This window comes from Pseudomonas putida, assembly GCF_016406145.1.
Lineage (GTDB): Bacteria > Pseudomonadota > Gammaproteobacteria > Pseudomonadales > Pseudomonadaceae > Aquipseudomonas > Aquipseudomonas putida_E.
Map to the genome: position 1 here is coordinate 4,798,343 of NZ_CP066306.1, position 14,460 is coordinate 4,812,802.

Consider the following 14,460-nt stretch of genomic DNA (forward strand, 5'->3'; position numbering starts at 1 on the left):
GCGCAATGTCCCTTCCTAAGGCTAAAACCCTTACCGTCACTATTAGTGACGCCGAGATTCGCCGCCATGCTGGCGGCGAAGTTCGTCAACTGCGCGACTCCCGTCATCGAGAAATTCGCTTCCGCTATTCCACAACTGATCGCACTCGCGGAGCGTGGCACGTCGTTGTAGATCAGGTATGGCGTAAAGCCGGTAGTTACCCCGGTATCAACACAAAGACCCTGCTAGCCACACTCCCCGAAATTTTGGCTCGGAGGGCGCTGGATGTTTCGGCGACATCGACCACCACCAACTGGCGCACGGTCGGTGAACTGCTGGTGTGGTGGTTGGACCGGATGGCGCGTGATCGTGGTTTGTCGGTGAAGCGCAAGGCCAGCGCCAAATCTGCATTGAATTGCCATCTAATCCCGTGCCTGGGTGACCTTCCGCTTAACAACGTGACCAAGTCCGAATTGGACCGCCGCATAATGTGGCCTATGCAGGAGCGCTATGCGCTCTCGTTTGTGCGCTCAGTGTATGGAGTACTCGCAGTGGCATTTCGCCAAGCGATGCGGCTGGACATGCTCCGTGTTAATCCAATGGAAAGTCTCAAGTACACCGATTTTGTCCGAACTCGGATCAAGCCCAAGCCTGCTCGCCTGCGTGGCGACGATCTGCCAGCGTTGCTGAGTGATCTGGCGGATGGCTTTGAGGGCGAGCCGGCAGGAGTGATGCTGGCATTAATGATGCTGTGCCACGGCACCCGATTGGGCGAAACCCGGTTGGCGCGCTGGCGCAACATCAACCTCGAAAGTGGCCAATGGTTCATCCCGGCATGCGACACCAAGACTAAGGCTGAGCACAAGTTGCCGCTATCGGCCCAGGCCTGCGCACTGCTGCATCGGTATCGAGTTCGGCAGCAGACGGATGGCTACAATGGGCCGCTGCTGTTTCCAGGCAATGCAGGCTCGGCTATTAGCGCGAGCAAGGCCAGCAACCTGTTCACCGACTTAGCCAAAGCAGAATGGTCCAGCCATGATCTGCGTAAGGTGGCTCGCACTGCGTGGACTGACCTAGGTGTGGATTACATGGTGGGAGAAATGCTGCTGAATCACGCGATGAAAGATCTTGATGCCACTTACATCCACACCACTGCCGAGGGCTTGAAAAGGCGTGCGTTGGAGGGTTGGCACGAGCATTTAGACGCACTGGGCTTCAATCTGATTCATTCCCCACCTTCCTGCATCCTCCCTTGGGATGGACACACGGAATCGCTGGAAGCCGCGCCCTTGCTGGCCTTGGACGATAACCCCACCTCTCTCTGTCTCGGCGATGTACCGGGCGATACCGGGCTTTGGCGCTGATCTGCGAGGCATTTAGCGCAGTTACACAGGCGCCCTGTCCGGGCTCACGATGGGGCTTTACGTCGGTTTTGCACTCGTGCCCCAGTCGTGCCCACACTTATACATGGGCACGACTGCATGAAATGGGCACAACTGGACAATTCATGGCATCACTGACGGCCGCTCAACACGCCCCACCACGGGCAAACCGATATCGCCCCTCGGGCGCCCCTCCCCACCCAAAGGTACTCCCGGCAATACCGCCCATAGGGGGTAATTCGGGCCCCGCTTCTTCGCTATGTATGACCCAAGTTGAGGGGTTGGTTGTTGTTTCCTCAAAGCAGGCAAAGCCCCATAAATAGGGGGTTTGGCCGGAAAAATACCTAACCAACTCGTCTCCCGTACCTACCGGTAGGACAACCCCTCAAACAAACCGACGTTGGTGCAACGCGCAGTGGATATCTACGGTAGGATCGGGTGCCCGCATCGTTGTAGTCCGAGGGCGATCTTTTCAAGCAGGGAAGGTGAACGTGGAATTGGATTGGGTGGAATTTCAAGGGAACAAAGGGGTGCCCTGGTGGATGTTGACCGTGGCTATCTCCAACACCGGGACAATCTTTGTTCCGGCGGCCTTCGCTGGTGATGAACAGGTGGTGCTGATTTGCACGCAGATCGATGACACCCCCTATGCCATGTCTGATGGCCATGTGTTCGTTCCCTCCACCTGGCTTGCGGCAAAATTCCCAACTACCCGCGAACTATGCGAAATGATGGAGCAATGGGTTAAAGACTTGGACACGGACGAAGCCCAGGAACAACCCACTCGGTGAAATGTGAGTAGGATTGTGAGTAGGAGAAATTTCAACCTGCAGAAAATCCCAATAAACACTGGACAAAACCAATAGACTCCCAGTCTCCCTCGGGCACCAAGATCCGGAAAAAACCGACCTTATGGTCGGTTTTTTTATGCCTGCGGTTTGACCAGAGGGCTCTCCCTACCATCTTGCAAAAACGGGGCAAGGGTTCAATAACCAGGCACGTGAAATCATGAGGGTCGCCCTGCCTTGATCCACTCCGTTACTTGTCTCATGGTCAGCCGATACCTGGCGCAGTTGTGCAGCGCCAGGATATCCAGTTCAGCCTGCAATAAAGGCTGAAACTGCCTTTTCTCGTCCTCTGAAAGAGGCAGCCCGGCTACCACTGAACCGGCTGTCAGCCTGTCACGTACGACGGCACCAATCGCCTCGTTCAACACCTCTCGATACTGCAGGCGAACAGGGTCCGGAACCCCCATTGCTTCAAGCATCACGCCATACTTGCTGATCGACCTGCGATAGACCCAGACAAACAGATCCGCCGCCATCGCCATGTCACGCTGCTCGTACACCCCCATCATCGCCAGAGCATAGCCCTGCGGGTTTACGTCAAGGAACGACAAAGGCGAGCAGTTGTAGAGCATCAGCGGTATGTTCGCCGCCAATCGACTTGTGCGTTTGTTGCCATCTTCGAACGGTTGCAGGTAGGCCAGGTTTATCCACAAGAAGAATGCCGCCTCGATGGGATTCTTGATCTGACGCGCCTTGTCGAGTATCAACTCGAACATCTCTTCCAACAGTGAGGGCACCTGGGTTGGGAAATAGGTCGTACCGCTGATGTTCACTACTGTCTGGCGAATACTGCCCAGGGCATTGCTGTCTGCCAGCAGATCCTGCATCAGCAAGCCATGCAAGTTGCGGATCACGGCTGAGTTGAGCCCGTATTCCGGCACTGCCTCGACCATGAATTCGATGGCCGCCTTGTGATTGAGCAACATGACCGCATCCAGATCCCCCTGCGTCACACCACTTTCGAACAGCCTCTGGGTGTCGAGCAGCGTATAGCGGTTGCCTTCCAAGCGTGACGAGGACCATGACAGGTCAATCAACAAAGGTTCGAGTACTTTGCGCGCGTAGGTGCCGGCTGGCTGCTGCCCCCTCATCCGCCCTTCAGCCTCGAGTACAACCGTCAAGCTGGGTGACAGCCAGGCAGTCTGGTTCGGCTGGTAGCTGTCTACAAGGTCGCGGTGATAGGTGACGACTTCGCGCATTGCCAATGGACGAGTCAAAGACTTGCGCAGGGCGAGACTCGCAGGCGACCAAGGCAGCTCAGCAGAAAGAGGCTGCGCAGGCGCACTATCTGGTAATTGGGCAACTGCTGTGACCAGGCGATAACGCGTGATGCGTCCGTCCTTCTCCCGCTGAACCTGACCTGCCTCCAACAACGCATCGAGGTGACGCTTGACTGTGGACCAACTCGCATCGAGACGCTCGGCGATCTCGCGCGATCTTAGGCTCTGATCGTTCTGAAGCACTCTCAGAATCTTGTTTGGCACTGTCATGGCGTCTCCGGATATAGCTCAATGCAGCTCAATATAGCTCAATGCAGCTCAACGCAGCTCAACGCAGCTCAACGAGCTGACACCAGCTCACCCATCACCGAAAGCCCTTTTCAACCCTGCCGATTTTGACGCCACCCCAATGACCACGGCATCTCCAGCCATGCCTGGATTCTATTGGCCAGCACCGTCACCCCCACCTAAGATGTCATTCGTCGGATATACACAGAAAGTATTGATAGCGTAATAGCACTTAGCCATAGTCGCGCTCCCATTTCTCAATACTCGTGCAAATCATGAAATCAACTGTGCCCTGCCTGGCAGCAATGATGCTGCTCAGTGGGTGCAATGGAGTGCCAACGTCCTACGTGTCAGACCCCGTCTACGATCAGGCTTTCGTGGTCACCTCCGGTGCACCGCTGCCGATGTTGCTGATGGCCACTGCCATCCAGTGGAACGAAGACTATGCGGTAACCGCCAAGCACACCCCCTTCCTGCGCAACGTGGTTCATGAAGGCCTGGGTGATGTGGTGTTCTTCAAGCACAAGGCTGCCCGGGTGCCGCTCTGGCGCCAGTATGTGCCGGGCGAGTCCGTGACAGCGGTCGGCTTCAACAGCCTGATGATGCCGGTGCAGGGCAAAGGCCAAACCCTGGCTTCACTGGTACGCCTGGAAGGCACGCCAGGCAGCGTGTTCTATTCGGTGCACGATGGCCCGATGGTCAAAGGCATGTCCGGTGGCCCGGTGTTCGCCGATGACGGCAAGGTCGTTGGGATCAATGTCGCGTTCATCGCCAAAGATGAAATCGATGCGCGCAACCGGCCCGACCTTGCCGACAAAGAACGTATCAGCGTGTTCATGTCGTTTAGCGAAATCGACAAGGAATGGCGCAGGTTCCAGTATCTGGCCAATAAAACGAAGCCCAAGGCCGCGCCTGCCGCAGTCAAGGGGTATGTCGTGGTCGCCGCCAAGCCTTGAATTGAACCTGAGCTCAGGCACATTGCTCAGCCTGGCATATGATGAGGCCAGCACGACTCATGCAAAGGGACCTGCCATGGCAGGCGCCGGATGGCAAAAGGGTCGCGTTGGCGGAATCAAAACTTCTTGCAACATCCACCACCGAACCTTATTCGACCCTCGACGTCCGATCCTGCATCCCCCTGTCGAGGTTCCCCGCGTGAAAGAAATCATCGCCCGCAAGTATCGCCTGGTGGTGAAAACCTTCGGCTACATCGGCTGGTCGCTGTTCTGGCTGCTGATCTGGGACGTGCTGGTCACCATCGATTTCATGCTGTTCTTGAACAGCAAATTTACTCTACCGCTGATCCCGCTGACATTGCTGGGTTCGGCGCTGGTGGTGCTGGTGAGTTTTCGCAACAGCAGTGCCTACAACCGCTGGTGGGAGGCGCGCACCTTGTGGGGCGCGCTGGTGAACAGTTCACGCAGCTTCGCCCGGCAGACGCTGACGCTGATCGACGACCCGGATGACGGCTTGAACCCAATCAAGGCCACCTTGTTGCGCCGGCATATTGCTTATGTGAATTGCCTGGCGGCGCACCTCAAAGGCCAAGCCTGCCCCGACGAACTGATGGCGTTCATCCCGCCCGGGGAGTTCGAGCGGCGCAACCGTTCGAACAATTTCGCCAACGATATCCTCAGCGGTTCGGCAGCCCTGCTCGCCCGCGAATACAAGGCCGGGCGGCTGGACAGCATTCGCCTGGCGCGGCTCGAATCGACGCTGGTGGACCTGTCCAACGCCCAAGGCGGCATGGAGCGTATCGCCAACACGCCACTGCCCTACCCTTACGTGTACTTTCCGCGGCTGTTCATCTCGTTGTTCTGCCTGATCGTGCCCGTGGGTCTGGTCGAATCGCTGGGCTGGTTCACGCCACTGGCGTCTACCGTGGTCGGGTTCATGCTGCTAGCCATCGAGCGGATCGGCACCGACCTGCAGAGCCCGTTCCGCTTCAGTGAACACCAGATCCAGATGGATACCATCTGCGAGACCATCGAGCGCAACCTGGAGTCGATGCAACGTGAAGCGCAGTGCGGGGAATTAGGGGCTGATGCGTTCAGGCCCGCACATAACGCTGGCGCATGACATCACTGAACACGTCCACCAACAGCACCAGGACCAGCATGGCCAAGATCACCGTGCTGGCCTGGGCCTCCTGGAACAGGCTCAGGGTGGTATAGAGCATCTGCCCCAGCCCCCCTGCGCCAACGAGCCCAAGCACACTGGCCATACGGATGTTGTTTTCCCAGCGGTACAAGCTGTAGGCCAGCAACTGCGGCCACAGGTTGGGCAAGGTGCCGAAGCAGAACGCCGCCAGTTGCCCGCCACCTTGCAGGCGGATCGCCGCCGCTGGCTCGACCGGGGTATTTTCCAGCGCCTCGGCGTACAACCGGCCAAGCACACCTGCCGTATGCAGTGCCAACGCGAGCGTCCCGGCGTTGGGGCCAAGCCCTGCCGCCAGTACCATCAGTGCTGCCCACACCAGCTCGGGAACGGCACGCAGGGCATTGAGCAGCAGGCGCGCCGCAGCTTGCAGCGGCCAACCGAAGCGGCCCGCTGCGGGTAATGCCAACAGCATGCCCAGCACCATTGCCAGCAGCGTACCCAGCCCGGACATGGCCAGGGTTTCCAGGGCACCGCGCCCCACCGCTTGCAGGTGTTCGCCTGTAACGTCCGGATGCAGAAAACGCCCGGCATACTCGGCCATCTGCCCCAGCCCGCCGTTACCCACCAGCGCCTGCAGGTCGAGGTCCAGATAACTGAACGAGGCGATTACAGCGGCAACCAAGGCAGCCATCACCAGCAGATTGATCACCCGGTTCATGCCAACCGTCCCCGCAGGAAGCGGCTGAGCAGGTCCGCCAGCAGCACCAGGCCGAAGAAGGCGAGCAGCATGCTTGCCACCTCACCGCCTGCGAACATCCGCATCGACAGGTCGATCTGCTGCCCCAAGCCCCCGGCACCAACGAAACCCATCACCACCGAGGCGCGCACCGCGCACTCCCAGCGGTAGACGGTGTACGACACAAGCTCCGTCCCGGCACTGGGCAGGATGCCATAGAAGAAGGCTGTCAGCCGGCCACTGCCCGCTTGCAGCAGGGCATGCGCCGGGCGCTGGTCGACCGATTCGAAGATTTCGGCATAGACCTTGCCGAGCATGCCGCTGTAAGTGATGGCGATCGCCAGCACCCCCGCCGTAGGCCCCAGCCCCACCGCACGCACGAACAGCAACGCCCAGACGATCTCGGGAACACTGCGCAGGAAAATCAACAGCCCGCGCACCGGCATCCTTAGCAGGCGGGACCAGGCGCCGGAACGGCCACCACGAGAGGCCGCGCGCAACGACAAGGCACGGCTGGCCAGCAGGCTCGCCGGGACCGCCAGCAGCAGCGCCAGTACCATGCCGGCAGTGGCTACAGCCAATGTCTGCAGGGTCGCCTCGTACAGCAGTTCGAGAAATTCGCCATCATGCGCCGGCGGCCAGAAGGCGCTGGTGAAGCTGGCAATCTGCTGGCGGTTTTCCGCTTGCAGCAGCACGCCTGGGTTCAGCTCGCTCAACTGCGCCCCTGGCCACAGCAGGGCCAGCGCAACCAGGGCGACCAACAGGCGCGGCACAAACGCCGGATCGCGGGCGCTGGCCTTCAGCATCGCGGGATCTGCACAGCCAGGGCCGGGGCCGGGGGCAATGGCGACCCCAGCTGCTCGTTGGCGTAGAGCGCATCGAGCATCTGCTCGGTCACTGCCCCGGCAGAGCAGTCGAACGCCACCCTGCCCTCACGAATGCCGATAACCCGCGGGAAATGTGCCAAGGCCAGGTCCACTGCATGCAGGCTGGCTACCAGCGTCACGCCGTAGGCTTGAGCATGGCGGTTGAGCAGGGCCAGACTGTGTTCGGCCAGCACGGGGTCCATTGCTGAAACCGGTTCATCGGTCAGCAGCACCTCGGGCCGCTGATACAACGCGCGGGCGATGCCGACGCGCTGCAACTGGCCACCGGAAAGCTGCCCGCACTGGACGAACAGCTTTTCCGCCAGGCCCAGTTCGGCCAGCACCTGGCGTGCACCCTGCACATCGGTGGGGTACACCAGGTTGAGCAACGACCGCAGCGTACCCCACTGGCCCAGACGACCGGCCAGTACAGCAGTCACCACCCGCTGACGAGGCGGCAGGGGCGGCGCCTGATGTACCAGGCCGACCCTGGCGCGCAGACGCTGGCGAGCCTTTGCCGATAACGCCCAAGGCTGCTCACCCAACAAATCCAGGCGCCCTGCACTGGGCTGTACGGCAGTGGCCATCAGGTGCAGGAGGCTGGATTTACCAGCCCCTGAAGGGCCGATGATCGCGACCCGCTCACCTTGGGTGATACGCACAGAGACTGAGTCAAGCGCGCGAACCTGGCCGTGGCGCAGGCCCGCGTCGAGCAGCGTGATAGTCACTTGAGCAGGCCGGCCTCACGTGCCGCCTGCTCGGTGCCCTGATAGTTCTCGGGCTTGGTTTCGATGAAACGGCTGGCGGCCTGCAGGTCGAGGATCTTCTTATGCTCCGGGTTCGAAGGGTCCAGGGCGAGGAAGGCTTGCTTGATCTTGTCTTTGAGCGCCGGGTCCATGTTGCCGCGCACGGTCCAGTTGTAGTCGTAGTAGGTCGGGGTGGTGGCAAACACCTTGACCTTGCTGGTATCGACCTTGCCGGCATCGACCAGCTTCTGCCAGACGCTGGCGTTGAGCACGCCACCATCGACCTTACCGGCCTGGACCCAGGCCACGGTTGCATCGTGGGCGCCGGAATAGGCCACGCGGCTGAAGTAGCCCTCAGGCTTGATGTTGTCTTCCTTGAGCATGAAGTAGCGCGGCATCAGGCTGCCAGAGGTGGACGAAATCGAACCGAAGGCGAAGGACTTGCCCTTGAGGTCGGCCAGGCTCTTTACATCCGGGTTGGCAGTGATGAACTTGGAGGTGAACTGGGCGTCCTGCTCACGCTGCACCAAAGGTGTGGCGGTCGGGTCTTTGAGGTGTACCTGAACGAAGGTGAATCCCCCCAGCCAGGCCAGATCCAGACGGTCGCTGGCCAGCGATTCAACCACTGCCGGGTAGTCGGCCACCGGCACGAACTTCACCTGCATGCCCAACTGCTGGGACAGGTATTTGCCCAGCGGCTCGAACTTGCGCAGCAGTTCGGTTGGCGCTTCGTCGGGAATGGCACTGACCCGCAAGGTATCAGCGGCCTGCGCTACAACGGCACAGCAGGACAGCACGAGGCCGGCGGCGAGCGCCAGAGGGCGTTTGAGCATGGGATTCTCCGGTTCAATAGCGGGGAAAGTGTCGGCGATAGGCAGACGGAGAAGGATTATAAGTGGCGCAGACGCAAAGGCCAGCTTTGCTACAATCGCGCATCACGAAAAATGAGGTGCGTAATGAGCGAGCCGATTCGCCTGACCCAGTACAGCCATGGTGCTGGCTGTGGCTGCAAGATCTCCCCCAAGGTGCTGGATGTGATCCTTGCCGAAAGTGGCGCCCAGGCCCTGGACCCGAACCTGTGGGTCGGCAACGCCTCGCGCGATGACGCCGCCGTATACGCCCTGGATGATGAACGCGGCGTGGTGTCCACCACCGACTTTTTCATGCCCATTGTCGATGACCCCTACGATTTCGGCCGCATCGCCGCCACCAACGCCATCAGCGACATCTACGCCATGGGCGGCGACCCGCTGATGGCCATCGCCATCCTCGGCTGGCCGGTCAACGTACTGCCACCAGAAGTGGCCCGTGAAGTGATCCGCGGTGGCCGCGCCGTGTGCGCCGAAGCCGGCATCCCCCTGGCCGGCGGGCACTCGATCGATGCACCCGAGCCGATCTTCGGCCTGGCCGTCACCGGCGTGGTCAGCAAGCGCCACCTCAAGCGCAATGACACCGCGACGGTCGGTTGCCGCCTGTACCTGACCAAGCCCCTGGGCATCGGCATCCTCACCACCGCCGAGAAAAAGGCCAAGCTGCGTGAGCAGGACCAAGGCCTGGCCCGCGACTGGATGTGCACCCTCAACACCCCCGGCAGCCGCTTTGGCAAGCTCGACGGTGTCAAGGCGATGACCGACGTGACCGGTTTCGGCCTGCTCGGCCACCTGGTCGAGCTGGCCGAGGGCAGCGGGCTGACCGCGCACCTGGACTACGCGGCCGTCCCGCGGCTGCCGAGCATCGAGCACTACATGGCCGAGGGCTGCATCCCCGGCGGCACCCTGCGCAACTTCGACAGCTACGGGCACAAGATCGGCGCGCTGACCGACGATCAGAAGCACCTGCTGTGCGACCCGCAGACCAGCGGCGGCCTGCTGGTGGCGGTCACCCCCGAAGGTGAGCAGGCGTTCCTTGCCGTTGCCGCCGAACTGGGCCTGGACCTTGCGCCGATCGGCCTGCTGGCCGAGCGACAGAGCCACGCAGTCGAGGTGAACTGATGCGCCACGACTGCACCGACTTTCGCCAGTTGTTCCTCGACGACGTGCCGATGATGGACATGCGTGCGCCTGTCGAATTTGCCAAGGGCGCCTTCCCCGGCGTCGTCAACCTGCCACTGATGACCGACCAGGAGCGGCAAAAGGTCGGTACCTGCTACAAGCAGCAGGGCCAGGCCGCAGCCATCACCCTTGGCCATCAACTGGTCAGCGGCACCCTCAAGCGCGAGCGCCTGCATGCCTGGGCCAGCTTTGCCAAGGCCCACCCCGATGGGTACCTGTACTGCGCCCGCGGCGGCCTGCGCTCGCTGATCGTCCAGCAGTGGCTGCGCGACGAAGCGGGCATCGCCTACCCGCGCATCAAGGGTGGCTATAAAGCTCTGCGCACTTTCCTGCTGGATACAACCCAGCAGGCCGTGGAGCAATGCGATTTCGTTTTGGTCGGCGGCCTCACCGGCACCGGCAAGACCGATGTGCTGCACCAGCTGAACAACGTGATCGATCTTGAAGGCCATGCCAACCACCGCGGTTCGAGCTTCGGCAAACGCGCCACCGCACAGCCGGCGCAGATCGACTTCGAGAACAAGCTGGCCATCGACGTGCTGAAGAAACGCGCACGTGGTATCGAGCAGTTCGTGCTGGAGGACGAGGGCCGTATTGTCGGGAGCTGCACGGTGCCGCTGGAGCTGTACCAGGGCATGCAGCAATACCCGCTGGTGTGGCTGGAGGACAGCTTCGAAAACCGTGTCGAACGCATTCTGCGTGACTACGTGATCAACCTGTGCGCCGAGTTCGTCGCGCTACATGGCGAAGAACTCGGGCGCCGACTGTTCGCCGAGCGCCTGCTGCAGAGCATGAGCAACATTCACAAGCGCCTGGGTGGCGAGCGCTACCAGCGCCTGTCCGAGATTATGCGCCTGGCGCTGGATGAGCAGCAGCGCAGCGGTGGCATCGATCTGCACCGGGGGTGGATCGAGGGCTTGCTGAAGGAATACTACGATCCGATGTATGCCTACCAGCGTGATGCGAAGGCGGACCGGGTGGAGTTTGCAGGGGATGCTGTGGAGGTGCGCGAGTACCTCAAGGCTCGCAATCGCTAGGGGCCGCTTCGCGGCCCATCGCCGGCAAGCCAGCTCCCACACCGGCAAGGGCTAGCACCTGACTTGTGGGAGCTGGCTTGCCAGCGATGGGGCCCGCACAGGCAACATCACTGCCCAGGGCTGAGCACCCGCTCCAGTTCAGCCGCCCGCTCGCGGGTCATGTCCAGCACACACATCCCGCCTTCCAACTGGGCCATCGTCCCGCCGCTGGCTTGAACATGGAACTTGCAGTTGCCATCCCGGTAAGCGATCCACTGGCGCTGAACATCGCGCAAGCTCTTCTTCGGCTCCGCTTCGAGCTTGCCCATCAGTTGCTTGTAGGCCCGGTTCAACCGCGCATCCTGCAGCTGGGTCTCGGCCTGGATGCAACTGCTCATGGCCACCGTACTGGAAGCCTTGTCCATGCACTGGGTATAGCTCGGCGAGTTGTCCTCGGCCATTGCCACGGGTATGCAGCATGCCAAGGCCAACCCCATCAGATACTGCTTGTTCATCACCATCTCCTGGTCAATATCAAAACGCCTGCGGCTGCTCAGGAGGCATCAGTACCTTGCCCGGCACAAAGCGCAGCGATGGCATTTGCGTGGCGGCATACAACGCCAGCGCCAGTGCCGCGATCAGCGCCACGTCGAGCCAGCGCCAACCCGGCATGTCCTCTGCACTGCGCGCCTTCCACACATGCCATGCCTGCCCTGCGCAAAACACCACGATAGACGCCAGCCAAAGGTAAAACCCGGCACCAAAGCCGGTACGGTCCTGAAACGCGTAGCTGATGTTATCCGGCAGCCGTTCGATGCCAAAGCTGCTGGCCGCCAGGTACAACGCAGCCAACCCGGCTACCAGCGCCAGGCGGCGAAAACGCCGGTGGGCAAGAACTGCTACGGCCAGCAGCGGGTTGGCAAACCACTGAAACAGCCCGAACGGAACGCCCCACGGCCCGTACAGCAACATCTGCAAGGCCGGCATGTGCCTGCCGGCGCTCATCAGGGCGCCATCGAAACACAGGCCGAGCAAAAACAGGGCAAGGCTGAAGGTGAGGTAGAAAGCAGTCATGCAACGGGGGGCTCGAGCAACAACCCGTAAATGCCCGAGTCGGACAACTCACCCGCCACACACCAGCGTGCGCGCAAAGTGCCTTCAAGGACGAAGCCCTGGCGCTCCAGCGTACGTGCCGAGCCATTGTTGCGCGGGTCGATCTCGGCCTCCAGGCGGCGCATGTGCAGGGTATGGGCGAGGTAGTCGATGAAGCAGGTCAGTGCCTCGTCCATGTAGCCCCTGCCCTGCACTGCGCTGGCCAGGCAATAGCCGATCTCGCCACGGCGGGAGGTGTCGTCGATGTTGAACAGCTGGACCATGCCGATCAGTTCGCCAGTGTCACGGCGGTACATGCCCAGCTTGAGCTGGTCACCATTGGCATAGGCCTCGCGGTCGGCAGCCAGCGCGCTTTGTGCCTCGGCCAGGTCTTGCCAAGGGGCATGGTGCCAATAGCGCATGACCTCGGGGTCGGCCATGATCGTCAGCCATTGCTGGGCATCGGCGTGGCGCATCGGGCGCAACTGCAGACGCGGGCTGTCGAGGCAGAGGTCGGTGGGGAAACTTCGGGGTGGGGTCACGCCGCATCTCCTGTCCATTGCTGGGGAAATGACAGTTTAACGTCATGTGGGGGGCTGGGGCATGCCTGGTGTTTCAAGGGGTATTGAAGACTGAGCGCCGCGCGGGCGGCGCTCGATCTCAAGTGCGCTGGGCGAACACGCTTCAGGCCCCGCGGTTCAAGCCCATTTCCATGTCATTGATCAGCGCCTTGGCCATGGCACTTAGAATGCGCGCGGCGCTCCCGGCAACGAGGTTGCCCTCCATCTCGGCTTCCTCACTCAAGTGCCGAATGCACCCAAGCAGAACGGAAAGTTCGTCAAACGCGTGATCGAGCGGCACTCCCGGCTGGATGGCATACAGATCGAGAAACGTCTCTTGGCCAACCGTGGTTCGCGCTTTCAGGTCATCACTCATGCACCCTCTCCAACGTGCTCATATGGCCGAAAAGGGCCCGCAGGAGCTCGGTGAGGATGCCCATGTTATCCAGCAACACATTGCGTTGGTCTTCGGCCCCGGTGCTGAGGTAGAGCTCGATGGTGCCCGAAAGGCTGTCCATAAGCGCGGCGGCATGGGCCTTGGCATCTTCAAGGGAAAGGTCGGCGATTATCGAGATGTAGGGAATGGGGAAGCTGTCGGGTGGATCGGGTACGATTTTTTTCATGGTGAACTCCAATGACATTTCTAGGAGCAACCACCCTGGTCCTTCTCACAGATTGGGGTGGCAGCCGTGCGCGAGGTGAGAAGCCCGTGTTGGAGTCACCACGGTCAGGCCTAAGCCTGCACGCGCACAGCTGCCATAAAAACGGCCGACTACCAACAACGAGTTCTCACACTCGCTCGCCATATGGGCGAACCGTGAAGTTATCGCTGTAGTCCTTCCCCGCCTATCAGGCGGCATCCGACACGCATCGTAGGATAATTCGCCAAGCCCGTCTTTCTGAAGCATTTGGTTTCAGGTTCAGAAACTTCTTACACATGACGGGCGATGCGATTGTTGTAGGAGCGGCCTTGTGTCGCGAAAGGGCCGCAAAGCGGCCCCAACGATACCTGTGGCGACCCTAAAATCCTGAGGGCGCTTCGCACCCTTTCGCGACACAAGGCCGCTCCTACGATGACCGTGTCGGCGGTGGTCAAGCCACTTCAGCCCCGTCATCCGGCCAATGCGGCTCGTTGGCCCCCGGTGGCGTCAGCGGCGGCAAACCATAAGCAGCACGTGCATCGTCGCAACTGGGGTTGTGTACGCCACCCTCCCACGACGCTTCGAACTCACGGCAAGGGCTGGAACGGTTGGCGTAAATGGTGCACGCCACCTCGGTGCCGATCTCGCCCTTGAGGCTGACGCAGCGGCAAGGCTTGGCATCGGTGCCGATCATGGCTACCCGGGTCGGGTTGATCTGCACCACCAGGTCATCGGGCACAACGCCACCGGCTGACTGGCATTCGCCCCAGAAGAAGGACACACGGAAGTACCCGCAGCAGGCGCCGCAGTCAAGGCAAGGGTTGTATTCGGACATGATGGCACGGAAGGGGAAGGTTATTGTTATCGGGGCTGGCCCGCGGCGCCATTTGTAATCGAAGCCAGGTCGGCTGAGAAGAGGGGCAACGAAAAATAGT

Annotated in this window: 17 protein-coding genes; 6 read left to right on the top strand and 11 right to left on the bottom strand. The window is 60.9% G+C overall.

Annotated elements, in window-relative coordinates:
• Positions 1–5 precede the first annotated feature (5 nt).
• Both JET17_RS22150 and JET17_RS22155 read left to right on the top strand, forming a co-directional pair.
• Positions 6–1,343 carry a tyrosine-type recombinase/integrase gene (locus JET17_RS22150; protein ID WP_012316161.1) on the top strand — a complete coding sequence of 446 codons (1,338 nt, stop codon included), beginning with the start codon at positions 6–8 and terminating at the stop codon, positions 1,341–1,343.
• Positions 1,344–1,852: 509 nt separating this feature from the next.
• Complete coding sequence (locus tag JET17_RS22155; protein WP_052293028.1) at positions 1,853–2,152, top strand: hypothetical protein; 300 nt, start codon at positions 1,853–1,855, stop codon at positions 2,150–2,152.
• A 215-nt stretch (positions 2,153–2,367) separates the two neighbouring features.
• Here the strand turns inward: JET17_RS22155 and JET17_RS22160 are convergent, their stop codons facing one another.
• Positions 2,368–3,699, bottom strand: coding sequence for a Fic family protein (locus JET17_RS22160; protein ID WP_012316163.1), 1,332 nt, complete (start codon positions 3,697–3,699; stop codon positions 2,368–2,370).
• A gap of 326 nt (positions 3,700–4,025) precedes the next feature.
• On the opposite strand from JET17_RS22160, the gene JET17_RS22165 reads away from it, so the two are divergent.
• Positions 4,026–4,673 carry a trypsin-like peptidase domain-containing protein gene (locus JET17_RS22165; RefSeq protein ID WP_042112114.1) on the top strand — a complete coding sequence of 216 codons (648 nt, stop codon included), beginning with the start codon at positions 4,026–4,028 and terminating at the stop codon, positions 4,671–4,673.
• Between the two features lie 199 nt (positions 4,674–4,872).
• Complete coding sequence (locus JET17_RS22170; RefSeq protein ID WP_012316165.1) at positions 4,873–5,796, top strand: bestrophin family protein; 924 nt, start codon at positions 4,873–4,875, stop codon at positions 5,794–5,796.
• Here JET17_RS22170 and phnE read toward each other — a convergent pair.
• The 4 genes from phnE to JET17_RS22190 are packed head-to-tail and all read right to left on the bottom strand — an operon-like array spanning position 5,768 to position 8,998.
• Entirely contained in the window at positions 5,768–6,535 is a 768-nt protein-coding gene (phnE, locus tag JET17_RS22175) for a phosphonate ABC transporter, permease protein PhnE (protein ID WP_012316166.1), read from the bottom strand. The genes JET17_RS22170 and phnE overlap by 29 nt on opposite strands.
• A complete protein-coding gene (locus JET17_RS22180) occupies positions 6,532–7,359 on the bottom strand; it encodes a PhnE/PtxC family ABC transporter permease (protein ID WP_012316167.1) in 828 nt (275 codons plus the stop codon). Before JET17_RS22180 ends, phnE begins: the two co-directional genes overlap by 4 nt.
• On the bottom strand, positions 7,353–8,147 hold the full coding sequence (locus JET17_RS22185) for a phosphonate ABC transporter ATP-binding protein (RefSeq protein WP_012316168.1): 795 nt from the start codon (positions 8,145–8,147) through the stop codon (positions 7,353–7,355). Before JET17_RS22185 ends, JET17_RS22180 begins: the two co-directional genes overlap by 7 nt.
• Positions 8,144–8,998 carry a putative selenate ABC transporter substrate-binding protein gene (locus tag JET17_RS22190; RefSeq protein ID WP_012316169.1) on the bottom strand — a complete coding sequence of 285 codons (855 nt, stop codon included), beginning with the start codon at positions 8,996–8,998 and terminating at the stop codon, positions 8,144–8,146. The genes JET17_RS22185 and JET17_RS22190 overlap by 4 nt, the downstream gene beginning before the upstream one ends.
• A gap of 123 nt (positions 8,999–9,121) precedes the next feature.
• On the opposite strand from JET17_RS22190, the gene selD reads away from it, so the two are divergent.
• Together selD and mnmH are read left to right on the top strand one after the other, a co-directional pair.
• Positions 9,122–10,156, top strand: a complete 1,035-nt coding sequence (gene selD / locus JET17_RS22195) for a selenide, water dikinase SelD (protein ID WP_012316170.1) — start codon at positions 9,122–9,124, stop codon at positions 10,154–10,156.
• Positions 10,156–11,253, top strand: coding sequence for a tRNA 2-selenouridine(34) synthase MnmH (gene mnmH / locus JET17_RS22200; RefSeq protein WP_012316171.1), 1,098 nt, complete (start codon positions 10,156–10,158; stop codon positions 11,251–11,253). The genes selD and mnmH overlap by 1 nt, the downstream gene beginning before the upstream one ends.
• 107 nt (positions 11,254–11,360) lie before the next feature.
• On the opposite strand, the gene JET17_RS22205 is transcribed toward mnmH, so the two are convergent.
• The 6 genes from JET17_RS22205 to JET17_RS22230 form a co-directional block, all read right to left on the bottom strand.
• Positions 11,361–11,747: a lysozyme inhibitor LprI family protein gene (locus JET17_RS22205; protein ID WP_012316172.1), complete on the bottom strand. Its 387-nt coding sequence runs from the start codon at positions 11,745–11,747 to the stop codon at positions 11,361–11,363.
• A 19-nt stretch (positions 11,748–11,766) separates the two neighbouring features.
• A complete protein-coding gene (locus JET17_RS22210; RefSeq protein ID WP_012316173.1) occupies positions 11,767–12,306 on the bottom strand; it encodes a hypothetical protein in 540 nt (179 codons plus the stop codon).
• The gene (locus JET17_RS22215) at positions 12,303–12,866 is read right to left on the bottom strand and encodes a GNAT family N-acetyltransferase (RefSeq protein WP_012316174.1); all 564 of its coding nucleotides are present in this window, start codon (positions 12,864–12,866) and stop codon (positions 12,303–12,305) included. Before JET17_RS22215 ends, JET17_RS22210 begins: the two co-directional genes overlap by 4 nt.
• Positions 12,867–13,008: 142 nt before the next feature.
• Entirely contained in the window at positions 13,009–13,260 is a 252-nt protein-coding gene (locus tag JET17_RS22220; RefSeq protein WP_012316175.1) for a DUF3077 domain-containing protein, read from the bottom strand.
• Positions 13,253–13,507, bottom strand: coding sequence for a hypothetical protein (locus JET17_RS22225; protein WP_012316176.1), 255 nt, complete (start codon positions 13,505–13,507; stop codon positions 13,253–13,255). The genes JET17_RS22220 and JET17_RS22225 overlap by 8 nt, the downstream gene beginning before the upstream one ends.
• Before the next feature lie 469 nt (positions 13,508–13,976).
• Positions 13,977–14,360, bottom strand: a complete 384-nt coding sequence (locus JET17_RS22230; protein WP_012316177.1) for a YkgJ family cysteine cluster protein — start codon at positions 14,358–14,360, stop codon at positions 13,977–13,979.
• Positions 14,361–14,460 lie beyond the last annotated feature (100 nt).

Coding starts and splice junctions, on each gene's coding strand:
- JET17_RS22150 (WP_012316161.1), top strand. CDS start 6: ATGTCCCTTCCTAAGGCTAAAACCCTTACCGTCACTATTAGTGACGCC.
- JET17_RS22160 (WP_012316163.1), bottom strand. CDS start 3,699: ATGACAGTGCCAAACAAGATTCTGAGAGTGCTTCAGAACGATCAGAGC.
- JET17_RS22165 (WP_042112114.1), top strand. CDS start 4,026: ATGCTGCTCAGTGGGTGCAATGGAGTGCCAACGTCCTACGTGTCAGAC.
- phnE (WP_012316166.1), bottom strand. CDS start 6,535: ATGAACCGGGTGATCAATCTGCTGGTGATGGCTGCCTTGGTTGCCGCT.
- JET17_RS22180 (WP_012316167.1), bottom strand. CDS start 7,359: ATGCTGAAGGCCAGCGCCCGCGATCCGGCGTTTGTGCCGCGCCTGTTG.
- JET17_RS22190 (WP_012316169.1), bottom strand. CDS start 8,998: ATGCTCAAACGCCCTCTGGCGCTCGCCGCCGGCCTCGTGCTGTCCTGC.
- selD (WP_012316170.1), top strand. CDS start 9,122: ATGAGCGAGCCGATTCGCCTGACCCAGTACAGCCATGGTGCTGGCTGT.
- mnmH (WP_012316171.1), top strand. CDS start 10,156: ATGCGCCACGACTGCACCGACTTTCGCCAGTTGTTCCTCGACGACGTG.
- JET17_RS22205 (WP_012316172.1), bottom strand. CDS start 11,747: ATGAACAAGCAGTATCTGATGGGGTTGGCCTTGGCATGCTGCATACCC.
- JET17_RS22210 (WP_012316173.1), bottom strand. CDS start 12,306: ATGACTGCTTTCTACCTCACCTTCAGCCTTGCCCTGTTTTTGCTCGGC.
- JET17_RS22220 (WP_012316175.1), bottom strand. CDS start 13,260: ATGAGTGATGACCTGAAAGCGCGAACCACGGTTGGCCAAGAGACGTTT.
- JET17_RS22225 (WP_012316176.1), bottom strand. CDS start 13,507: ATGAAAAAAATCGTACCCGATCCACCCGACAGCTTCCCCATTCCCTAC.
- JET17_RS22230 (WP_012316177.1), bottom strand. CDS start 14,360: ATGTCCGAATACAACCCTTGCCTTGACTGCGGCGCCTGCTGCGGGTAC.